General features: G+C 41.5%; 16 protein-coding genes. 5 read left to right on the forward strand and 11 right to left on the reverse strand.

The window, feature by feature from the left end; translation table 11 throughout:
- Positions 1-1,027 precede the first annotated feature (1,027 nt).
- The 4 genes from G585_RS0111490 to G585_RS0111505 form a co-directional block, all read right to left on the reverse strand.
- Complete coding sequence (locus G585_RS0111490) at positions 1,028-2,305, reverse strand: O-acetylhomoserine aminocarboxypropyltransferase/cysteine synthase family protein (RefSeq protein WP_022775144.1); 1,278 nt, start codon at positions 2,303-2,305, stop codon at positions 1,028-1,030.
- Positions 2,306-2,316: 11 nt separating this feature from the next.
- A complete protein-coding gene (locus tag G585_RS19020; RefSeq protein ID WP_022775146.1) occupies positions 2,317-4,353 on the reverse strand; it encodes a SpoIIE family protein phosphatase in 2,037 nt (678 codons plus the stop codon).
- A gap of 15 nt (positions 4,354-4,368) precedes the next feature.
- Positions 4,369-5,355, reverse strand: coding sequence for a diaminopimelate dehydrogenase (locus G585_RS0111500; protein WP_022775147.1), 987 nt, complete (start codon positions 5,353-5,355; stop codon positions 4,369-4,371).
- Positions 5,356-5,421: 66 nt separating this feature from the next.
- Positions 5,422-7,008 (reverse strand): hypothetical protein, encoded by a 1,587-nt coding sequence (locus G585_RS0111505; RefSeq protein ID WP_022775149.1) that lies wholly within the window; start codon positions 7,006-7,008, stop codon positions 5,422-5,424.
- Positions 7,009-7,158: 150 nt separating this feature from the next.
- Here G585_RS0111505 and G585_RS0111510 point away from each other — a divergent pair, with 150 nt between their 5' ends.
- Positions 7,159-8,070 carry a tRNA 2-thiocytidine biosynthesis TtcA family protein gene (locus tag G585_RS0111510; protein WP_022775150.1) on the forward strand — a complete coding sequence of 304 codons (912 nt, stop codon included), beginning with the start codon at positions 7,159-7,161 and terminating at the stop codon, positions 8,068-8,070.
- On the opposite strand, the gene G585_RS0111515 is transcribed toward G585_RS0111510, so the two are convergent.
- On the reverse strand, positions 8,049-11,360 hold the full coding sequence (locus G585_RS0111515; protein WP_022775151.1) for a tetratricopeptide repeat protein: 3,312 nt from the start codon (positions 11,358-11,360) through the stop codon (positions 8,049-8,051). The genes G585_RS0111510 and G585_RS0111515 overlap by 22 nt on opposite strands.
- Before the next feature lie 214 nt (positions 11,361-11,574).
- Here G585_RS0111515 and G585_RS19025 point away from each other — a divergent pair, with 214 nt between their 5' ends.
- The 3 genes from G585_RS19025 to G585_RS0111530 all read left to right on the forward strand — a co-directional run bounded on the left by G585_RS19025 (position 11,575) and on the right by G585_RS0111530 (position 15,890).
- Complete coding sequence (locus G585_RS19025) at positions 11,575-12,426, forward strand: AraC family transcriptional regulator (RefSeq protein ID WP_022775153.1); 852 nt, start codon at positions 11,575-11,577, stop codon at positions 12,424-12,426.
- Positions 12,416-15,175 (forward strand): glycoside hydrolase family 2 TIM barrel-domain containing protein, encoded by a 2,760-nt coding sequence (locus tag G585_RS0111525; RefSeq protein ID WP_022775154.1) that lies wholly within the window; start codon positions 12,416-12,418, stop codon positions 15,173-15,175. Before G585_RS19025 ends, G585_RS0111525 begins: the two co-directional genes overlap by 11 nt.
- Before the next feature lie 118 nt (positions 15,176-15,293).
- Positions 15,294-15,890, forward strand: coding sequence for a 5' nucleotidase, NT5C type (locus G585_RS0111530; RefSeq protein WP_022775155.1), 597 nt, complete (start codon positions 15,294-15,296; stop codon positions 15,888-15,890).
- Positions 15,891-15,955: 65 nt separating this feature from the next.
- Here the strand turns inward: G585_RS0111530 and G585_RS0111535 are convergent, their stop codons facing one another.
- The 6 genes from G585_RS0111535 to G585_RS0111560 form a co-directional block, all read right to left on the reverse strand.
- Positions 15,956-17,638, reverse strand: coding sequence for a flavocytochrome c (locus tag G585_RS0111535; protein ID WP_022775157.1), 1,683 nt, complete (start codon positions 17,636-17,638; stop codon positions 15,956-15,958).
- Positions 17,639-17,772: 134 nt separating this feature from the next.
- Positions 17,773-19,308, reverse strand: coding sequence for a GGDEF domain-containing protein (locus G585_RS0111540; protein ID WP_022775158.1), 1,536 nt, complete (start codon positions 19,306-19,308; stop codon positions 17,773-17,775).
- Between the two features lie 113 nt (positions 19,309-19,421).
- Positions 19,422-20,843 carry a carbon starvation CstA family protein gene (locus G585_RS0111545; RefSeq protein WP_022775160.1) on the reverse strand — a complete coding sequence of 474 codons (1,422 nt, stop codon included), beginning with the start codon at positions 20,841-20,843 and terminating at the stop codon, positions 19,422-19,424.
- A 144-nt stretch (positions 20,844-20,987) separates the two neighbouring features.
- Positions 20,988-21,440, reverse strand: coding sequence for a PaaI family thioesterase (locus G585_RS0111550; RefSeq protein WP_022775161.1), 453 nt, complete (start codon positions 21,438-21,440; stop codon positions 20,988-20,990).
- Between the two features lie 176 nt (positions 21,441-21,616).
- Positions 21,617-22,606, reverse strand: a complete 990-nt coding sequence (locus G585_RS0111555; RefSeq protein WP_022775162.1) for a DUF4003 family protein — start codon at positions 22,604-22,606, stop codon at positions 21,617-21,619.
- A 49-nt stretch (positions 22,607-22,655) separates the two neighbouring features.
- On the reverse strand, positions 22,656-22,826 hold the full coding sequence (locus G585_RS0111560) for a hypothetical protein (protein ID WP_022775164.1): 171 nt from the start codon (positions 22,824-22,826) through the stop codon (positions 22,656-22,658).
- 271 nt (positions 22,827-23,097) lie between these two features.
- On the opposite strand from G585_RS0111560, the gene G585_RS0111565 reads away from it, so the two are divergent.
- The gene (locus tag G585_RS0111565; RefSeq protein ID WP_022775165.1) at positions 23,098-24,141 is read left to right on the forward strand and encodes a DMT family transporter; all 1,044 of its coding nucleotides are present in this window, start codon (positions 23,098-23,100) and stop codon (positions 24,139-24,141) included.
- The last annotated feature ends 9 nt before the right edge of the window (positions 24,142-24,150 follow it).

Consider the following 24,150-nt stretch of genomic DNA (forward strand, 5'->3'; position numbering starts at 1 on the left):
TAAAAATCAGAGGTGGCTGGAAGCTTTATAAAGCGCTATATGCCCAGAATAACTATCTCCATTAAATATGGACTGTTATACGGACGGAATGATATGGATTGAATGAGCATAATGATCCATACAAATGTTTAAGAATTGCAATATATTAGGTAGGATTGAAGGGAAATCGTAATATGAAAGCGTGAGCAGCAATTTACAAGCAATTGATGTCTTATATATATGGGATTATAGCGGGATTAACTGAGATGTGGGATAAGATCAAAAAAACTGTAACGTTTATCCTATTATGTCATAGCGATCATGCTGCGATGTAGGATAACAGCAAAAGATTTGTAATACTTATCCCACTCTATCCAAGCCGAAAAAATAGAACTACACATCCATTGGATGAGTGATTCGAGACAATCAATCATCTATAAAAGGATGTGTAAACTTCAAATATGCCGTATATACCCAAAAGCGCAAGTCAAAAACATTGGCGAGGGATGTGGTAATCTTGGAAAACAGGAAATATGCCCAAATCACGTTTTATTGCGTGGGGCCGAGCTATTTAAAACAAGCTATATGTCAAAGCAATTCTGTAACGCTTTGTATGCAGCATGCGAAAGCTGCGTCCATGGAGCCTTGAAAGTAGCCGCCCCTACTGTTCTCGGATTCAGAGCCTGAGGCAATTAAAAGCAGCCACACCGAAGGTGCTTGCCATTGACGGGTTCTGAGGGAAACGCTAAAATGCTGAATTCGACGGTGCATGAATCTAACTACTGTTCCCATCATCCTCACCGTCGGCGAGGTATAGACGGCGTTTCCATCAGGCTCAGTCAATGGTGGCGTACGGAGCCGCAACTTCAGCTTTTCTAATAAATGAACTATTGCTCCTGATACATATATCTGTTTTCACCAATTTTTTGATCTGTTTAATAAATGATGAACCGACAACTGAAGTATGCTCACACTAATCCACAACATAAAAGCAGCTGTGAAAAATGAGAAAACATTTTTCACAGCTGCTTTTATGTTTTTTCCTTTATCACTCCAGTGCCTGAGCGATGTCTGCGATAAGATCTGCAGAGTCTTCAAGTCCGCAGGAGATTCTGATAAGGCCTGCAGGGATACCTGCTGCCTCAAGCTGTTCATCAGTAAGCTGACGATGTGTAGATGTTGCAGGGTTAAGGCAACATGTTCTTGCATCGGCAACGTGAGTTTCTATTGCAGCTATCTTAAGTTTCTTCATGAAACTTTCTGCTGCAGCTCTTCCGCCTTCAAGTTCAAATGATACTACGCCGCAACCACCGTTTGGTAGATACTTCTTGGCAAGCTCATAGTACTTGTCAGATTCAAGTCCCGGATAATTAACCTTAACGACTTTCTTATGACCTTCAAGGAATTTAGCTACTGCAAGTCCGTTTTCAACATGCTTTGGCATACGAACATGCAAAGACTCAAGTCCAAGGTTAAGGATAAATGCATTCTGTGGAGACTGGATGCATCCAAAGTCTCTCATAAGCTGTGATGTACACTTTGTAATAAATGCGCCTTCTTTTCCGAATTTCTCTGCGTAAACAATTCCGTGATAAGACTCATCAGGCTGTGTAAGACCCGGGAACTTATCTGCATGAGCCATCCAGTCAAACTTGCCGGCATCAACAATTGCTCCTCCAACTGCTGCCCCGTGGCCATCCATATATTTAGTTGTAGAATGTGTTACTATATCAGCTCCCCACTCAATAGGTCTGCAGTTAACAGGAGTTGGGAAAGTATTGTCTACGATAAGTGGCACTCCATGAGCATGTGCAACCTTCGCAAATTTCTCGATATCAAGAACCGTAAGAGCAGGGTTTGCAATTGTCTCTCCAAACATTGCCCTTGTATTTTCCTTAAATGCTGCGTTAAGTTCATCCTCATCAGCATCAGGTGAAACAAAAGTAACTTCAATTCCCATCTTAGCCATTGTTACAGCGATAAGATTAAAAGTTCCGCCATAGATTGAAGATGATGCTACGATGTGGCTTCCGCACTCGCAGATATTGAACAGTGCAAAAAAGTTAGCTGCCTGGCCTGAAGAAGTGAGCATTGCTGCGCTTCCGCCTTCCAAAGCTGCAATCTTGGCAGCAACGTGGTCATTAGTAGGATTCTGAAGTCTTGTATAAAAATATCCTGAAGCCTCAAGATCAAATAACTTACCCATATCTTCGCTTGTGTCATACTTAAATGTTGTTGACTGAATAATAGGTATCTGACGAGGTTCTCCGTTTCCCGGTGTGTAGCCCGCCTGCACACATTTTGTTCCAATTTTCTGGTTGTTCATACTGTCCTCCGTTATTGTTTTCCAAAATATCTAAATGCCAGCATAGTTATGTCATCAAACTGAGGTGCCTCCCCGACAAACTCATCTATCGCCAGCTTCATATTTTCTAATATTTCTGCAGAATTGCTATCTTTATTCCTGTTGAGAGCTTCAAGCATCCGCTCATTTCCAAAGAGTTCATTCTCTGAATTTGTAGCCTCAGGTACTCCATCCGTATACACAAAAATGTTGTCCCCCGGGTGAAGCTCAAATTCATGCTCCTTAAAATGTAAACCTTCAATTGTAGCCACGGCAGGTGAATGTCGATACTCCACAAGCTCGTAGTCACCACCGGCCCTCTTTATGACAGGGTGCTCGTGGCCCGCGTTGGAAGCAATTCCTTTACCTGTGGAAATCTCAATAATAGCTATCCACACAGTAACAAACATCTCCGAATCATTGCTGCTGCAGAGTTGTTCATTGGTATACTCCAGAATCTCTGAAGGAGAACCGCCCATAAATGCCCTGTTCTTGATAAGTGTCTTGGCAATGACCATGAAAAGCGCCGCCGGAACTCCCTTTCCGGAAACATCAGCCATTACCAGAACTATATGATCATCATCCAGTAAAAAGAAATCATAAAAGTCGCCACCTACTTCTTTAGCAGGATCCATGGTAGCATGAAGGTCAAATTCATGCCTGTCAGGAAATGCCGGGAATTTTCTGGGAAGCATGTCTTCCTGGATCTTGGTAGCTACAGAAAGCTCAGCTCCAATCCTCTCTTTTTCTGCGGTCATAGCCGTCAGATTGGCAATGTAATCCTTAAGAGAAACAGCCATGTTGTTAAAACTCACAGCCAGATCTCCGATCTCATCATTACTGTAAATTTTGGCCACATGCTCGAGATTTCCGTTACTGATCTCTTCTGCATCTTTCCTGAGCGCAAAAAGCGGCTCCGTAAAGTTAAGCGCAAAACTTCTCACTATAGCCGTGATCATTAAAATTACCAGGATAAAAATAAGAATAAACCAGACCATGCTTGAAAGAATCTTGGAACTCATATCCTGAACCGGCTCCAAGATCATACTCTGCGGTACTCTGATGCACAATTTCCAATTGGTACTCTCTATTGGAGAATATGCAAAATAGCAATCTGATATTTCAGAATAAGTTACCCCTGTTTCCCCGGACATGATAGCTTCTATGAGTTCATCATTCATCTCTTTGTCATCTCTGATGTTCAGGTCCTTATATTTGGGCAAGACTGCATATCCTTTGCCATCCACAAGGAAAGCATAGTCGCCGTCACCTGCCAAAACATCAAAATCAACAATAGCTGAATACAGATCGTCAATAAGCATATCCATGCACACAACGCCCTTGAACTCACCAAGTTCACTGTAAAAGGGCGCTGCGCATGTGATCATCATGCCTCTGTTATAATCATCCATATAGACATCGGTAAAGCAGACCTGTCCTTTTTCCCTGGCCAGGTCATACCATACTCTGCCGTAATAGTTATAATAAACTTCGCTGCCATCACTATTGGCTGTCATCTCGGAATCAGCATCATAGGATATCTGAATACCTGACTCTGTGCTCAGATAAATAGCTACAATATTGCTTATGTCACTGTTATACACAGGAACAAATATCTGCTCGGCATTTCCCAAAAGACCTATCTCATCCTTAACATCTTCGTAGGAAATCTCCCTTGTAGCCAGATATCTTTTCATCACTTCCTTGTTATTATCAAGGGGCTGGGGAGGTAAAACCTCCCTTGGCTTATATTTCTCCGGCGATCCATAAAGCTCAGATATATAATCCGAAAGAGCTTTTGTATACTCCGCATATCTAAGAAGCTCAGCATTGGCTAAAGTTGCCTTGTTCACTACTGTATTAGAAAGATTTCTTTCCATTCTGGCTTTCAGTATGTCTTTTGCCTGCGACCTGATTCTGAGCATGCTAATTACACTAACTGTGCTAGTTATCAAAAGAGCTACGACAATGATCGCCATGACCATTATCTGTATTTTACTTCTAATAGACAGTCGCTTCTTAGTTTTCATGGTTTATACCCTGCATCAAAGAAGATGTGCTCTAAGCTCTTCTCCACTCTTGTCTGTAAGATAAGCAGGTGGAATATCAAGTATTGTCTTGCATCCCTTAAGACCCTCATCGTTCATACGCTTTGCTGCTCTTGCAACTGCTACGAGAACGCTTGTTGTAAATTCAGGGTTTGAATCAAGCTTCAAGCTGTATTCGATAATGTGGTTGTGCTCTTTGTCAGCGCCTGTCTTGCCGCTTCTGAACACAAATCCGCCGTGTGCCATTCCACTGTGTTTCTTTAAAAGCTCTTCTTCGCTGATGAAATGAACCGTTGTGTCATAATCAGCAAAATAGTTAGGCATTTCCTTGATCTCTTTTTCTACTGCTGCAGCATCTGCGCCTTCCTCAAGAACAACAAAGCACTCTCTTGTGTGCTTCTGTCTTGTTGTAAGCTCAGGATTCTCTCCGTTTCTAACTGCCTCAAGAGCGCTCTCTACAGGGATTGTGTACTGCTTGGCATTCTTAACGCCTTTGATTCTGCGGATAGCATCTGAATGTCCCTGAGATACTCCCTTGCCCCAGAATGTGTAATCTTTTCCATCCGGAAGAATGGCATTTGAATAAACTCTTGCAAGTGAGAACATTCCTGGATCCCAACCACATGAGATAACTGCGATCTTGCCGCTTTCCTTTGCAGAAGCATCTACGTTTGCAAAATGCTCAGGAATTCTTGCGTGTGTGTCAAAGCTGTCAACTACGTTGAAAAGCTTTGCATATTCAGGAGTCTGAACAGGAAGATCTGTTGCACTTCCTCCGCAAAGGATCATAACATCGATCTTATCCTTATAATCAGCAACATCCTTAACAGAAACAACAGGAACTCCTTCTGTTGCTATCTTTAAAGAAGAAGGATCTCTTCTTGTAAACACAGCTACAAGCTCCATGTCTGGAGCAGCCTTAACTGCAAGTTCAACACCTTTACCAAGGTTTCCATAACCCAGGATTCCAATTCTAGTACTCATAAACTCCTCCTTATCGCTTAAAACCTGACCCTAATCTGGCCTAAATTAATTTCGATTATACAACAATCAAAACTCCAGCCAAAGATATTTTTTACCATCGTTTCCAAAAAGAATACACTTGCCTATGGTCTCGCGCTCACTAAGCTGTTCTCGCCAGTAATCACCAAGGGCATTTAACACTTCATCAGGAAGTGAAGAAACCGGAGTATCCGGCAGATACAATGTAAAATTCTTGCCATCGTCATCCACTCCAGGTGGTGTCACAAAATATGTGTGAGTCTTAACTCCGGTCTTTGTCTCCTTTACAACCTCAGTCCCTGCTTCATTCTTGAGGGTAAGGTCAGAAAGAGTGATCGTAAACTCGGTGTCACTAACCTTTTTCTTTAATGAAAATTTGCCTGTAAACTCGTTCTTTTTTGACTCATTTCCATTTTCACTTGAATAATTAGATGAATAGTAGGAACCTTCTATACTGCCATCAGCATTTATATGAAGGATTGTGCTTGCATCCTCATTATTTCTGAGAGAAAGATATATCGGGAAAAAGGCACTTGTTTCAATGAAATTGTCAGAATTGAAGGTCTCAATGTCAGGATCAAAAGTGTACTCAAGTTCCTTCCATTCAACATCCTCAGCGCTTGCAATTTCAGGTGTAAATCCTTCAGCCTCTGCCTTCTCCTTAATGAGTTCATTGAGTTCTTTTATAGAAATAGTCTCAATCCCTACAGCATCATAGAACCTCTTCAGAGGATACTCATCATCATAGATTCCATCGTCTTCAATTAGTTTGCAGTAGAAATATCCACCAAGACCATTATCATTCTCATAATCGCCGCTATATTGCGCGTAACTGAATACATTGTCTTTTTCATCTTCTGTATTATTAAAATCAAAGCTAAAGAAAACAAAGCTTCCGGGAAGCGGCATTTCAAGACTTACATGCTCGCCTTCACCGCCCCAGATATCCCCGGGATATTCCGTATCAGAGCAATCAAAAACAGTGGTCTCATCACCGTAGATATAATGCCAGGTTCCACAGGCATCTATGTAGCTCTTTTCAAAATAATGATTGGAAGCTCCACCTGATCCGTCACCATAAATATATCCGTATTTATTGATGCCAACTCTGCTTCGTGACCATCCCTCGTTGGAATAAATGCACTCAAGCTTTCCATCAATTTCTTTTATAATAAGGTACTCAGCCCAATCATCCAGAGACGGTGTGTGAATGCAGACTGCCAGTTCCTCATTGCCGTCGTTTCCACAGTCCAGGTAGGAATATTCGATTCCTTCAAGCTCAATCTTGGCTCCCTCGAACTGCCCAAGATAATTGGAAATAATTACATTGGTAAGTTCCTCAAGGGTATAATTTAAGTCTTTATCCTTTTCAAAAGAAAAATATGTTCCAAAGTCCCTGTCCTGATTTATATGAACTTTTGCCTTGTTCGCAAGGAAGTTTGCATAAGTAGCCTCAGCTGCATCTGCCTCAGTTTCTGTTTCAGCCAAAGTCTGGACATCTTCCGATGCATCTTTTGACGCCTCTTCTGTTGTAGTTCCTAAAGAAGTGCCCTCACCCGCACTTTTCGAATCAGTCCCGCATGCAGAAACTAAAAATGCACAGGCCAACATGATTCCAATAAGTTTTTTCTTCATATGATCCTCCTCGCAAACTTTTGCATTTGCACATTCTTCCTCAATTATACTTCCTTTAATTATTTCTGGCACCATTGAATAGATAAAAAAAGTATGATAACATTCATAGACACTTTACAGGTTTTTTGATTTATATAATAAGGAAAAGATATGTTTAACTCTATAATAAATGAAGACGCAAACAACGATAAGAATATTGAGATTTGCGAAGAAGACACTATCAGATGCAAAGAGATTGAGCGGAGCATCATCAAAAAGTTCAGGCCTGAGCTTTGGAGCCAGTTTACAAAGGCGATAAACACCTACGAACTTATTCAGGATGGTGATAAGATTGCGGTTTGCATTTCAGGTGGAAAAGATTCCATGCTGATGGCTAAACTTTTTCAGGAGCTCTCAAGGCATGGTAAAAAGAACTTTGAAGTAGAATATCTCGTAATGAATCCGGGATATAACGATGTCAACTATGAAAACATCTTAAACAACGCAAGGATCATGCAGGTTCCTATCACCGTTTTTGAATCAGATATTTTTCAGGTTGTAGATAAAGAGATCACGGGTTCCCCCTGTTATCTTTGTGCCAGAATGCGAAGAGGTGCCCTTTACAGCAAGGCAAAAGAGCTTGGCTGCAACAAGATAGCTTTAGGTCACCACTACGATGACGTCATCACTACTATTCTTATGGGAATGCTCTACGGCGGTCAGATACAGACCATGATGCCCAAACTCCACAGCACAAATTTTGAGGGCATGGAGCTTATAAGACCTCTATACCTCATTAGAGAAGAAGATATTATCAAGTGGATGAATTATAACAATCTTAAATTCATAAATTGCGCCTGCAGAATGACAGAAAGGCTTGCCGACAGTGAAGATGCATCCACTGTCAGCAAACGTGCCGAGGTAAAAGAGCTTATTATGGAGCTTCGCAATAAGAGCCCTTACATAGAAGCAAATATCTTCAAAAGTGTGGAGAATGTTCATCTCAACGCCCTTATTGCCTACAAGACACCTGATGGAAAGCGCCATCATTTCCTTAATAATTACAGTGAATACTCTGAATAAATATATGCATTCTGATGCGTATTATCCAGTTCAATAACCTTTTTAAGGCAGTCCATTGCTTTTTCTTTATCTCCAAGGCCTATGTATCCAAGGCCCATGAGATAATAGCAGTGGGCTTTATTTTTTTTGTCCATATCTGCGTCAAACACTGACATATCCGGCATTGATACAGCAAAATAGTCCATCTTAAACTTATCGTGCAGGTGCTTTTGTCCATAATCAAGGAGCTTATAGAACCTTGAATTGGCTTCTCTTTTATTCCCAAGCTTCTCAAAAGCAAGTCCCTGGTAAAGGATCATATCAGCAGGCTGGTCGTAATAGTACATCATTCCTGCAACTTCCATGGCCCCAAGTGTAGCTTTTTCAAAGCACTCTTTTGCCTTCTCACTGTCACCTGTCATCTCATAGCAGCAGCCAAGGTTGTAATAAATGTGGTTATCCTTTGTGCCTTCAAGCCTGCCTTCACCAAGATTTTCAGGATATGAAAGAGCCTCAAGGAGCTTGTCTTTTGCTTCGCCTGCCTTACCTTCTTTTATCATCTCTTTTGCCGGCTCTAAAAGACACACCTTAAACTGAGTTGTGATCTTTCCTTCTGCGCCTTCCCAGGTCTGGAAGCTGTGGCCTGTGATCCTCTCGTGGGCCTCTTCATGCATCTTAAGCGAATTGAGCAGTGTCACATACTCTGTATAAAGGTCATCTCTCTTCTCGATAAGACCAATGTTTTCCATATATTTCCCAAGTCTCTCCTTCAAAGGTCTGTTGAGCTTTTGATAGAGCTGGTCGAGCTCAAGGAACACTCTTGCATCCTGCCTGTTAAGGGCAAAGGCTTTTTCCAGACACCTAAGTGCTTTCTCAGGATCATTTTTCTTGTTATAGTAGGCAATTGACAGATTTCTTAAAACAGTCGGGAAGGTATCGCATATTTCAAGGGAAGCTTCATACATCTCAATTGCCAGATCATACTGAAGCTTGTCATAGTACAGACATCCCAGATAGTACCTTGCTTTTGAGCCCTCATTATCTGCGGCAATCGCAGCCTTCAATACTGCGATGTCCTCGAGCTTATTAGGGAAGCAGTAGTCAGGAACTGCCTTTTCACCTTTCTTATATGCCAAAAGAGCTTTCTCTTTTTCACCCAGCTTCTCCAAATATGCACCGCGATAATAATGGACCATTGGATTATCACCGTCGTAAATATCAAGGGCGCTTACAGCCTCTTCATAGAATCCGCCTTCAGCAAGGTCCCTTGCCACCATAAGGAAGGTCTCATGGAAGTTCCTTGTGAAATTCCTAAACTCCTTAGTTCCTTCGCCCACAAGTAAAGTTCTGATATAGGCTGACACAAAATCAAATGTATCGTATTTTAAGTTCTCGCAGGTATAGTCGAGGGCCTTGGTTTTTCTTCCAAGTTTGTAGAGAATAGCTGCCCTTAAAGCTCTCGCCTTTGTGCTATGACTGTTCTTTACGAGAGCCTCGTCTATCAGGTCAAGGGCCGTCTCATAGTCTTGCTTTCTTGCTACAATGGCTGCCAAGTAATAGAAAGATTTTTCCTTCTGCTCATCTGACCAGGTTGCCTTATAGAAGGCGTCGTAGGCCTCGTCATATTTTTCCTGGTAAAAGAGGCATAGTCCCAAATTGTAGAAACTCTCTGAATCATAAGGATTGGGATGAAGCCTTGTGAGCCTTTCGATTGCTTTTCTGAAGTACTTCTCCGAAAGGTCAAATCTGCCTCTTTTAAGCAAAAGAAGTCCATAGGCATTGTTGATCCTGATATCCCCGGGATCACGTTTTAAGCCCTCAAGGTAATATGGGTCAGGTAAAAATGTTGCATGTCGATACTGCTCAATGTGATTACCTGCAAGGAACAGCTCTTCATTGGTCTGAATATCGCATGGATCTTTTACAGCCTCTGCAGGCTCAGCAAACTCAGGGTCTTTTTCTTCAAGAATCTTGTATGAAACAAGCTCTTTTCCCGAAATATTATCTGTAACTGTCACCCTGATCCTACTCTTATCAAAGTCCTCTTTAGTCACTTTTCCTGCCAGGATCTTGCCAAGTTCAAGCTCACGCTCGCAGATATCCACAGGAGAAATAGCAACCTTCTCTGAAAAAAGAGTCTCGCCGCCATATAGAACTGAAATGGTTGCGTCATTGTACTTCTCGGTTGCATAAACGCAGATATATAGCGTTTTGTCAGTTTTTACCTCAACGTTAAGCGCCGCATGGATCGTAGCATTTTTTACCTGGCCAACCTTCTTGTAGGGCATAAAGTACTGCTTAAATACCTTCTCCTCATAGGGCTTGAGCCAGGAAAAATCAGGCTGGTTGTCGCAGAACATGCCGGTCATAAGCTCGATATATGGGCCGTCTTCGTCTGTAAGATTTCGGTCCCACGCTTTTCCAAAGTCACCGCAGCCCCATGTCCACTGCTTCTTGCCCGGAGATACGTGATGGTCAGCAACATGCAAAAGACCTGCCTCTTTCTTATAGTCATAGCCTCCAACGAAGTCAAAATCAGACTTCTCAGCCATGTATGAAGTAGGCACAGGAATATTCTTATATCTTGAAATATCCACACCCTCGCTGTAATCATGCTTGTAATACTCACCTGTTGCGATAGGGAATCTTGAAACAGCGCGTTTTCCGTGGTCATACACGTTATGAACATCGGGCGGGAAAATTGACTGTGTGTAGTCATTTACAGAAACCGCAGGATTAGCCCACCACAAAAAAGTCTGAGGAAGCGGTGTTCTGTTGTAGAGCTGCCCTGTGATCTCTATGAAAGCCTTCCCCGGATAAAGGGTAAACTTGGTTATCTCTTTTGTTCCATACATCTGGTCAACATCGCCTGTGATCAGAGTAACGCTGCCGTCGTCATTCTGCGCAAGCTTATAATCCACAGGAGAATAAGTTGTAGGTCTGTGATGCTGAGGCCAGTTAAACTCAATGCCTCCTGAGATCCATGGCCCCGTAAGTCCGACAAGAGCTGGTTTTATCACCTGATTGTAATAGACAAAATCATAGCCGTTTGTCTTGTCATAGGCCCTCTGGATCCTGCCTCCAAGCTGTGGAAGGATCATCACCTTTATGTACTCGTTCTCAAGAAAAACTGCCTTCCAGGCCACATCCTTTTTGGTGCGGCTGATCTCATTGGTTGAAGGATAAGGATATATTTTTCCTGTGCTTCCCTGATACACTCTCTTCTCCAAAAACATTGGATTTATATCAGGCTTTCCGACCTCGTAAGTTGGGATTAGTACGCTCTCTTCCCAGATTTTTGCTTCTATCATATCTCTTCTCCTTTGCGGATACTATTGTTATTTCATTCATAACTATTCAGAAAAAGCCCCGGACTAGTTACTTACATTTTCATTTACCCCAAAGTTATCATCAAGTGAAAAAATTGGTGATTTTTGTTAAAATATTGCTCTATTGTATGAGCTATCTGTCAGTGCTATAATTCCTCTATGTTAAAAGAAATATTTTCAAGCTGAGGAAACGCTTATGAAATCTACAGAAAAGTACGTTTCAAGGGATTCCGAATACTTTTTTCACTATGCCTCTGCCATGGCTCAAAAGCTCTTTTTCTATCCGGTTGTGGCAGGCAGGTTCACATACCTTCCCGGGTATGAACTGAGTCGTGAAAGGTATGACAGTTACCTCATGATAATTGTTGAAACCGGTGAACTTACAGCCCGCATTTCCGGAAAAGAATACATAGTATATCCCGGTCAGATTTTATTGATAAATTGCTATGAGCCTCACTCCTATAAGAGCCTTGTGAAAACCACCATCTCTTGGATCCACTTTGATGGCAACATGAGCAAGGACTTCTACGAAGCCATAATTAATTCCAAAGGAAACATCTTAACCCCACAGAACCTGCAGCCCATAAAGAGTCTTTGCCACAAGATAATTGAGTCCATGAATGAGAGTAAAAACAAATGCTCCGAGGGCGATTACTCGCTGATGATCCACAATCTTTTGAACTTAATGCTGACATCAGAAAACACCCAGATCATCGGAAACAGCGAGAATTTCCAAAAGGTTTTAAGCTACATAAACGATCATTTTTCAGAAAACATTTCAATTGATGAACTATCAGGGATCGCAGGTCTTACAAGCTACTACTTTCTCAGGGCTTTTAAGAAAAAAACAGGCGTGACTCCGCACCAGTTCATTATTGATACAAGGCTTTCGTCCGCCAAATACTACTTATCTTCAACGGATATGAGCATAAGTGATATTGCTGAAAAGGTTGGATTTAGCGACGAGAGCGCATTTTGCCAGTCATTTAAAAAGAAAAACGGCACCACACCGCTTAAATACAGAAGAGGAGAAAATTATGAGATATGATCTAACAGGCAATTGGACGATTACTGCAAACCAGGTTCAAAAGCAAGGGCAGCTTCCCGGAACCCTTGATACCAACGGGATTGGAAATAATGACAAAGTTGCAAAGCCCTGGCATCCGGACATTGAAGACAGAAACAAACACATGGAAAAAGATGCAGAGACTGACCCAAGGATCAACTCCCGATTCACAAGACTCTATACATATGAGGGCGTGGCTACATTTCAGAGAACTTTTGATGAAGAGCCTTCTTCTGACAAAAGACTCTTTATCATAGCAGAAAGAGCCCGCGCTCTTTATCTTAATATCGATGGCACAGACATTCCAAGCGCCAGCGGGTGCCTTAGCACTCCATACGTTTTCGAAGTTACGGGCATCCTTCACAAAGGAAGCACCATCACCTTCACCTGCGACAACTCCTATCAGGGACTTCCTTACAAAGACATTGTCTTTTCCTCAGCAGCCACAGATGAGACCCAGACTAACTGGAACGGAATAATAGGCGACATCTACGTAGAGGAAAGAGATAATATCTTTTTATCTGACATTATGGTCTACCCTCACGGAAACAAACTTGATGTCCGCATTGTTATAGATGTAGCTGAAAACGCTGTAAGCGCCTCAAACATGAGCCTTGTCCTTAGCTGTCCATACCTTGCAGACACCATCGAATCAGCGGTAGACATTGATCCATCCGACGACTGCACTGTCATAGAACTCACAGATCTTGAACTTTCCGATAATTACAGAGACAACCTCTGGGATGAAGGAAAGGGCAATCTCTGCGACCTTACTGTATCCCTTTTGTCTGATACAAAAGAAATAACAAGGAAAAATGTCCGCTTTGGAATAAGGGACTTCTCCTACGATAGCGAGGGAAGACTTACAATAAACGACCGCAGATTTTTCCTTAGAAGCGAAGCCAACTGCGCTGTTTTCCCTGAAACAGGCTTTCCTCCAATGGACAAGGAAAGCTGGACCAATATCCTCAAGACCTACGCTTCATATGGCGTAAACTGCATGCGTTTCCACTCCTGGTGTCCTCCGGAAGCAGCTTTTTCTGCAGCTGACGAGCTTGGTATGATGATGCAGCCTGAGCTCTCCCACTGGAATCCAAGGGACGCTTTTAAAAGCAGCGAAAGCAAGGATTATTATCAGACAGAGCTTCTCGAAATCCTCTGGACCTACGCAAACCACCCTTCTTTTGTCATGCTCTCTCTCGGAAATGAGCTCATAACAGATGAAGAGGGCGTAGACTACATGCACGAACTCTTATCAATCGCCAAAAGAACTGACAACACCCGCCTCTTTGCCTGGGGATCAAACAACTTCTATGGCGCAAACGGAGTTGATAAAGAGAGCGACTTCTACACTTCTGCCCGCTTTAAGGACAAGCACATCCGTCTTTCCGGAGTTAGAGGTCTTTTTAACAAGACTTATCCTAATGCAAAAAACAACTTCTCAGAGATTATGAAGGACCTCAGAAAAGACTATGACAAACCTGTATTTGGTTTCGAAGTTGGTCAGTACGAGGTTTCTCCTGATATTGACGAGATTGATGAGTTCAAAGGTGTTACAAAGCCAGATAATTACAGCATTGTAAAGGATAAATTAAAAGCCCTTGGTATATCAGATAAAGAATGGAAAAAGAGAATCGCCGCAACAGGTGCGCTTGCCTTAATAGGGTATCGCGAAGAGGTTGAAGCTGTCATGAGAACTCCTGAAATGTCAGGCTTATCTCTTCTTGGACTTCAGGACTTCCCGGGACAGGGCACAGCTCTTGTAGGAATGCTCAATTCACACCTTGAAGCAAAAGCATTTCCATTTGCAGAGCCTTCAAGATTCAACAGCTTTTTTACTTCCAAAGCGCTTTTGGTTCTTCTTGACAGATACACTTATGTTGCAGGAGATGTGATAAAAGCAGATGTTTTATTTGCCAATTACAGCCAGGATGATTTCTTTTTACCTGTAAAATATGCCCTCTGCGAGCATTCAGACAGTTCCGCGGCCACCTCTGACAATACCTGCAAAAGCGGAACATTAGATGAAGTTCATTGCCCTGCAGGAACACTAACAAATGTGGGAACAATTGAAATACCATTAGCAGACTACACTTCTCCTAAAAGGCTGGATTTGGTTGTTTATTATGAAAACACCGATATTCGAAACACTTACCCTGTGTGGGTTTACCCAGATGATAAGCCAGTTTGCCCTGACACAATATACGAAACTGAAGTCCTTGATGAAAAGGCAATAAAGATTTTGGAAGGTGGCGGCAAAGTATTCCTTGCTCCCCACTCAACAGAAGAAGCTCTTCCACATTCTGCCAAAGCTCAGTTTTCTACGGACTTTTGGTCAGTTGGAACTTTCCCTAACCAGGAGGGCACCATGGGACAGCTCATTTTAAAGGATCATCCTTTATTTAAGACCTTCCCTACCGAAGAGTTCACCAATTACCAGTGGTGGCCAATGGCTTCACAAAGAGCTTTCATCCTTCCAAGATACATGGACACACTTGTAACTGAAATGGACAGCTATGCTACTCTCCGCCCAATGTCACAGCTTTTTGAAGTGAAGTGCCTTGGCGGCAAGCTTATGGCTTCATCCATGGGCCTTTGGGACCTCCAGGAATATCCTGAAGCAAGAGCTCTTTTGCACAGTATCTACAGCTATATGGATTCAGATGAGTTTAACCCCGTTTCTGAAATGACTGCTGATGACATTGACACGACATTGGGACGGTTCTTTTGACTTATTTTTTCAAATTTCCGCTCCCAAACAGTGGCGTACATGAATTGACCAATTCACTTCATATACGTATACTCTTAATGTGTCATTTTACGGAACAGAAAAACGGAGTAAACGAAGTATGAATATTTATATTGATTTTGACGATTGTTTATGTGAAACTGCCAAGCACTTTTCCATACTTGTAAAAGAAATGTTTAATAAGGAAGTGCCTTACGAAGATATAAAGTTCTTTGATCTCAAAAGATCTTTTGATCTTAATGATAAGGAATATGAAGATATGATGATTGAAGGTCACAGACCTGAGGTTCTTCTTTCTTACGATGAGACACCGGGGGCTGTAGAGACTATCAACAGCTGGATTGACCAGGGACACGATGTATCTATCATCACAGGAAGACCTAGCAGCGCTTATGAAGCTTCAAGACAGTGGCTCGACGAACATGATCTGAAGAGAGTTAAGCTCTTTTGCCTTAATAAATACGGACGCGACAGCTTTATCAAGAACAGCGAATTTAATCTTGAGCTGGAAGATTACTACAAAATGAAATTTGACTATGCCATTGAAGACTCACCTATGGCATTTAAATTTTTTGATCACCTTCCTGACCTTAAGGTAATGGTCGTTGACAGACCATGGAACAGGGAATGTGAATTTCCAAGCAAGGCCTTCACAAGATGCCCTGACTGGAAAACAATAAAAGAACTCGTTAAATAACGAAAAAACTTCCAACACATTTTATATACCCTGTGTTGGAAGTTTTTTTTATTGTTTTTTATCAATCACTTTGATGCGTTCTCACCGGCGATTCTTCCGAATACAACGATATCAGCAACAGCGTTTCCACCAAGTCTGTTTGCTCCGTGGATACCACCTGTAACCTCGCCGCAGGCGTAGAGTCCAGGGATTGGTGTTCCATCTGTTGAGATAACCTGAGCATCTGTATTTATCTTTACACCGCCCATACAGTGGTGAATTCCCGGGCCTACATTAACTGCGTAGTAAGGTCCTGAAGAAAGATCTGTAAGAGGCGTTCCAATATCTCTTGAGAAATCAGCGTCCGTGCCTGAAGCAACATAGGAAGACCAGGTACTTACTGTTTCCTTCAATGCAGCAGTGGCATTTGCATCAAACTCCATGGCCTTTGCAAGTTCATCGAGATCTGCACCTGTCACAAGATATCCGCTCTTATCGAGCTTCTTGATAACTGCTGAGCCTTCATACATTTCCTGGTTGGCAATAAGCCATACATTTCCACCGGTCTGTGAAACTTCTGCAGCAGATACTGCATCTCTTGTTCCGGTTTCATTGGTAAATCTCACGCCTTCTCTATTTACAAGGATGGCACCATCACCTCTTAAAGCCTCACCAACAAGTGCTCCATCAGTAGGAATTACAGTAGGATGAAGCTGAATCTGCTCCATATCCACAAAGTCTGCACCAACTTCGCCCAGGAAGTCAATGGCATCACCATCTGCAGTTGCCACGTTTGTGGAAATATATCCTGCAAGGTCAGGACGAAGGGCTACGATACGATCCATGTTTCCGCCAAATCCACCTGTTGCAATGATAACAGAATTTGCATGAACAGTGATGTTTTCGCCATATGCTCCAACTCCCGATACGCCTACAGCTTTTCCATCTTCCATGATTATCTTATTAACAGCAGCACCGGTCACTACTTCAATTCCAAGCTCATCAAGTCTTACTCCAAGAGCTGATACAAGGAAGTTACCTACGGAAGTAACATTTCCTTCAGCATCCACAGGACGATGAGTTCTCTTTGCACTAAGACCGCCCATTGTTCCCAAAGGACCTGAAAGAGGAGCATTCTCTTTATCAAGCCAGTCAATAGCTTCTGATGTATTCTCAGCAAGAGTCCTTACAAGCTCCGGATCATTTATCTCTTTTCCACTCTTAATAGTATCCTCGATAAAGAGCTCTACAGAGTCTTCAATTCCCTGCTCTTTTTCATAATGAGTCTCTGCTGCATTCATTCCTGAGCTTGCACGGCTTGTATTTCCGCCAAGAATATCACTCTTCTCAAGAAGAATTACACTTTTACCATTTTCAGCTACAGTGATCGCTGCAGTCATTCCGGCTCCGCCGCCTCCGACAACTACAACATCAGCAGTAGCTTCATAATCTTCGGCTGTTCCTGCTCCAGCTCCGCTTCCATCCGCAACTATACCAGCCTCTCCAAGTGCCATTTCCACAGCAGACAAAAAACCTTTTGAGGAATAAGTTGCTCCGGAAATAGTATCGATATTCACATTCTGAGTTTTCAGGATCTTTGTCCTTAGTGCTTTTATGGCACTTCCTCCAATAGATGGCGTCTCGCCCTCTGTCTGATATGTGATATCTGTTATGGTATTTCCTTCGACAAAAACAGAGACCTTGATCTCTCCTGCAAAGCCCTGCGCTGCGCCATCGTATTGATGTCCTTCGCGCTCAACGACATACATGCTTCCGCCAATGCAAAACAAAATTAATGCCACGCATGCTAAACATGATAAAATTCGCTTTGTGAGACTTCCCATATCTTTTCCTTTCCATCAAAAAAAATGATATAACTTGATTTAAAGCAACCTGAAAAACTTCAGGATTCTTTCACTCTTCTCTCATAGCCATTTCTCTGATAATAACGATTCTTATCCTCATACATCAAAGAATCAGCCATTACTTTTAATTTCTCCAATCCCACCTCAGGGTTATCAGCATGGACTGCATAACCTATAGAAATCGCAAGCTTGCCTCCATAGCTTCCAGTCCACGCGGAGACGTTCTTTTTTATTTCATCATCTATAGCAGAAATATCCTTTGTATGAATAACAAGTGTGAACTCGTCTCCACCTGTCCTGTACACTTTTCCTCTGTCCCCAAGTGATTCGGATAAAGCACTTGCAGCTGCACAGATAAGCTCATCTCCCGCAGCATGCCCAAAGGTGTCATTGACATGCTTTAACCTGTTGATATCCACAGAAGCTATAACAAAGTCATCTTCAAGAGGCTTTGAATTATAAACAGAAAGATCGTATTCCAGGCACCTTCTGTTAAATACTTTGGTCAAATCATCGGTGTGAGAAATCTTTATGAGATTCTCTTCCCTTCTTTTGTCCATGTTTATATTCTGGACAGTGTACACTATAAGTAACGGAAACCCCTTTTCGTCCTCTTCAATATTGATATACTGGGCTCTGAACCACCCGGTCTTTACATTTATATATTCTCCGTAGATAAATCTTTTACCATACAACCTGTTCTTGAGGGTTTTCAGATTTGTAAAATCCCAGAAGTCTTCGAGATGGTCTTTTGCCACATTCTCTTTTATATGATGATTCATAAGAGAATGAGCATGGTTCCCCAAACTTAAGGGTTTTGCCTGTTCTCCATCCTTAATGGACAATTCTGTCATTGCCTTAAAATCTATAAGATTTACATAGTCATACACCTCAGACATGGAATAAAGAACGTCCATCTGAGCACGAATCTGCGTAGCATACGTACGAGTCGCACGATTCTTTTGAATGAGATCTGCAAAGTATCCACTTACAATCCTTATGATTGCCAATCCCGAAGCCGTCATAACCGCTGTTTCAATGGTATATCCCATCAGTGTATTGGCAAAAAACTCCAAGTTAGTGCTATAAACAGAAATAATATCAGCATTGTAAAAAGAAATTATGTACGAAGATATGATCATTGCAATGTAATTAGTTGTTACGCTAATAATGAATAATTTCCTTTCACAAAAAAGGGTGCTTAAAAATGGTACAAAGAACCATGTAATATTCACATGAATATGGTTGTAGGTCATTTGAACCAGGAGCACTTCCATGCAAAGAAATGCTATTAGACCTGCAAAACGCGCATAGGGCCATACTCTGATTATCTGTCGATGAAGAAAAGCCACTACGATCATACTCGCAGAGATCACAACGCAGGTGCTGTATGAGGCAGCATTAAACACCCCATAAAAAATGCCCACAGCAATAGCTGGTCCTGTAAAAATACAGAACCAAAGCACCGTGTTAATATAACGGTTTATGATCCTTCGATTTTCTTTCATAAATTCATCATAATCCGTCGCATCAACTACTATATTTGGCGTGTAAATGTCGCTGTTTTTAGCCATAAGCAGCACACCTTAAAATAAACCAATCCATGAATCTTATAACACTAATTCTAATAAAGCCCATAGATAAAATCCACTATAGCTAAAAATATTTAATAATATTTAGAAAACTTTTATCCAATATACTGTTTGTATCTATTTTTCAGTTTCATTAAATAAAAGATAAAAAGAGCAAGTGCAAAGGCTATTCCAATTGGATAGCTTACAGCTGCAGACAGCCTTAATCCCTCTTTTGCCATAAGAATGTATGTCATGCTGACTGCTGACATAAAAGTCGCAGGAAGTGCGGCTATAAGAGAGCTCTTTTTACTCTTACCTTCTTTTAGCAGATATGCTGAAAATGTCCAAAGTGCGATCATTGCCAGAGTCTGATTGGACCAGGAAAAATATCTCCAGAGCACATTAAAATCAAGCTGAGTAAGAACTGCTCCTGCGCCTAACAGCGGAAGCGTGATGATAAGACGATTTTTTATCTTACTCTGATCAAGCTTTGTCATCTCGGCAATAATAAGTCTGGCGCTTCTAAATGCTGTATCTCCTGATGTTATTGGGCATACAACAACGCCAACCACCGCGAGGATTCCACCAACACTTCCAAGCATTGTCCTTGAAATCTCATACACAGTTCCGGACTGGCCCAGATTTGCCAATGCATCGTTTAAAAGCTGTGTTGATCCATAAAATGCAACTCCTGCAGCGGCCCATATCAGTGCAATAACAGCTTCTGATATCATCGCCCCGTAAAAAACAATTTTCCCCTGTTTTTCGCTGGTTATGCACTTGGCTACCATAGGCGATTGAGTAGCGTGAAATCCTGAAATAGCTCCGCAGGCCACAGTTATAAACATAAATGGCCAAATAGGAAGATTCTCCGGATGGAGATCTTTTAGCGTAACCTCAGGAATAGTGTAGTTTCCAAAAATGGTTCCGCCCATAACGCTTGCCGCCATCGCAATGAGGATTATTCCAAATATTGGATAGAGATTACCAATAAGCTTATCGATTGGAAGAAGAGTTGCCAGAATATAATACAAAAGAATAACGATTACCCAAAAACTCGTGCTAAAGATGTCAGGCGTAAGTTTCGCAATAAGAGCTGCCGGACTTGTAACAAATACAGTTCCAGTAAGAAGCAAAAGAACTATTGAAAATACGCGCATTCCGATTCGAACCTTGTTGCCAAGGTACTTTCCTGATAATTCCGCTATTGATGCGCCTTTATTTCTTGATGAAATCATTCCGCACAGATAGTCGTGAACGGCGCCACCAAGAATTGATCCGAATACTATCCATAAAAAGACAACCGGTCCGAAGCATGCTCCCATTAGAGCGCCAAAAATCGGGCCTGTTCCCGCTATATTCAATAGCTGTATCAAAAAGGCCTTGCCCGTTTTTATTGGAACACAGTCTACTCCGTCATTTATCGTAACCGCCGGAGTTTCTCTGTCATCAGGTCCAAAGATTTTCTCAACTATTGTTCCATACACCAAATATCCACATAAAAGTACTACTAAAGAAATCGCTAACGAAATCATTTTTTCTCCTTCCCCCTTACTTTCCCCATTGAGTGTAGTTATCCATATCAATTTTACTATACTGCGTTAGCTTGTTATCTAAAATAAGTATAAAATAAAAGACTCTGCTGTTTCGCAGAGTCTTTTACCCATCTTTTTGTCATATCAAAACTTGAGATTGTCACCCAGAACAGGAACCTTGCTGGCAAAGAATGAAAATTCACCACTGTCCAAAAGATTTCCGTCATCATCAGTAACTCTTATATCAAATACCAAAATGTGCTTACCGGTCTTAAGCTTCATGCATTCGCAGTAAATATACTCTGTATTTACTGCAGGCAATAAAAAGTTTAAGTTTGCGGATACTGTCGTTGCGTAATATCCGCTCATACTTGCAGTAGCTCCCGCCATTGCGTCAACGAAGGAAAGAAGTGCACCTCCGTGTATACTGCCATATGTATTATGAAGCCTTGAGTCACATTTGATCCTCGCTTTACTGTAAGTTGAACTCAGTTCCATAATTTCAAACCCAATGAAGCTGTTATATTTATTCTCATATAACTCGGGAATCATCTTCTCCCTCATTGCGTTTTCTTTTTCTGATCTTGCTTTTCTCAATTCTATTTCCTTGCCTTTCGTACTTATTATCAATGAGTCTGCAATAATATAGGCAGCTGATACAAGCCGTTACGAGTATCAGCTGCCACAAAAAGCAGATTTTATGTGATTATTATATCGCCCAAGGCTCTAAATTTCAATCAGTTGGCAAATCTGTTCCCTGATGCCGCACTCCATCAGTTACTTGATGATGAAGAAACAGAAGCCGCAGACATAACTGCTACGTACATACAAAGCTGCGCAGTAATAACGGCAGAAAGAGCACTGCTTGCGACAGATGCGCTAGTTGCTACATTTCCGTCAGAATAAATTCCTGAAACTATCATAGTTCCAAGCATAAGCCTTGTATGTCTATCCATATCCAGTATTCCAAAGCCTTTTTTGCCATTAAGATATTCTGCTACTTCCACAACCTCAGAAACAAGTTCTTCTGTATTCCTGTCGATTCCCACAAGAATTCCAAGAGAAGCCAGCTCATAGCCTTTACCATACTTTGCTCCGGCATTTTTGAAGGCCTCAAAAAGCTCCATTACTTTTTCGCTCTTTACCTCTGCTTGTCCATCAAATGTTGCAAGCACCTGACTAAGTGAGTATGCAGCATCTTCATGGAATGCAAAGTTCTTTTTAATAAGCTGGTAAATAGCCTCCAGTTCTTCCAATATCTCTTCTGTACTCTTATTTTTCATTGCTAAAAGGACTGCAAGGCTTGTATCCTCATCCGTAGTAAGAAATGGATGATCTTTTCTCATGCCCTTCATAAGCTCATAGGTCTTCTCCACAAGCTCTTTTGCCTCGGATGCCCTTCCTGTATCGCAGATTGAAGCTGCAGCAAGGACTCTGTAAGATGAACCAAGGATCTTACCCTTCTGAAATTCCTTATACACATCTATCAGCTTATCCAGATACCCTTCAGGATTACCACTGGCAGCCATCTTGGCTGCAATGATCAGCTCATTGTTTCCCCTGATTTCTGAAAATATTCCCTGCTTTTTTCTGATAAGCTTTTTACAATCTTTAAGCTCCTCAACATCAGCCGTCTTGTCTTTTTCTGTAAAAAAAGAAGCGGCTACAACTTTCATAAGACCGTGATCCAATAAAGAAGCCTTCCCCGCAAGCTTCCTGTTTTCCACCAACAATTCACATCTTCTCTCAATTTCACTTCTCATACACTTTTCTCCCCAAATTTAATTTTTTCTTTAATCAGCCATTACCGGATCATACGATTGAATACTGCATAAACTCATATTTAAGCTGAGTTCCCTCTGCTATTCCTTCCGGCAAAAGAGCTCTCGCAACGAGCTTTAGATCCTCAGATTCAATATCCGTCCTCTTTAAATTAGCATAATCGCCGTCAATACTTTCAACTACGTAATACCAAGTTTCCATGACAAACCTCCTGTTTATCTGCCACAACGCATATGTATATGATAATACTACAGAAACCCGCAGGTATAAATGAATTCTTTTGACTATTTACCATAATTTTTAAAATGTAAGAAATGAGTTGTCTTTTTTAACCTTAATTATCAATGAAATAATTATTATTCATTTGACTAATTATTTAGATGGTTTTTATTATTGTTTATATCAAATGATGTTATTTTATATTATTTCTAAAAAGGTGTAACTTATCAGAATCGGCGCAGGAGAAGCAACGATGGAAAAAGTAAAAATACGGGCGATCACATATGCACTTTTGGCAGCGGTTTTTTATGCAATAAATGTCCCGATGTCAAAGTTACTCTTAAATAATGTCGAACCTACGATGATGGCGGCATTTCTGTATTTGGGTGCGGGAATAGGAATAAGCTGTATTTCTTTTATGAGTAAAAGAGAAAGTGAAGACCGGCTCACAAGAAAGGATCTTCCTTTCGTAATAGGGATGATCGTGCTGGATATAGCAGCGCCTGTATTTCTTATGCTTGGACTGGATTATGGGACATCATCGAATGCGTCTCTTTTGGGCAATTTCGAGATTGTGGCAACGACTGTAATAGCGCTGATATTATTTAAGGAAGACGTCTCAAAAAGGCTTTGGGCAGCAATTGGACTTATCTCACTATCGAGCATATTGCTTTCTTTTGAAGGGAGTCTTTCTTTTAAGTTTTCCTATGGCTCACTTTTGGTGCTTCTTGCCACAGTCTGCTGGGGACTTGAAAACAATTGTACCCGCAGCATTGCGTCCAAAAGCACTTACGAGATTGTGACTCTCAAAGGCATTTTTTCAGGACTTGGAGCATTGGGAATTGCTTTTATTAAACATGAATCTTTCCCGCAGATCAGATATATTCTCCCAGCCCTTATTTTAGGTTTTGTTGCATATGGACTGAGTATTTTTCTATATATCAGAGCGCAGAGCGTACTCGGTGCAGCCAAAACCAGCGCATATTATGCGGTTGCACCTTTTATGGGAGCACTTTTATCATTTATTATTTTGCATGAAAAGCTCACCGGAATGTACGCTGTGGCATTTTTGATCATGGCAGCAGGTGCCAGCCTTGTTGTGGTGGATACTTTGATAAGGCAGCATGCTCATGTTCATGTGCATACTTTCACCCATACTCACGATGGGTATACGCATACGCATACAGTAACGCATTCCCATGAGCACAATCATTATGTGACTGATGGAAAACATGGCCATCATCACACTAAGGAAGAACTGGAGAATCTTTCGAAAGCTGAGCATGACCACACCTGAGTAAAAAGA

Source organism: Butyrivibrio sp. AE2015 (assembly GCF_000420825.1).
Lineage (GTDB): Bacteria > Bacillota > Clostridia > Lachnospirales > Lachnospiraceae > Butyrivibrio.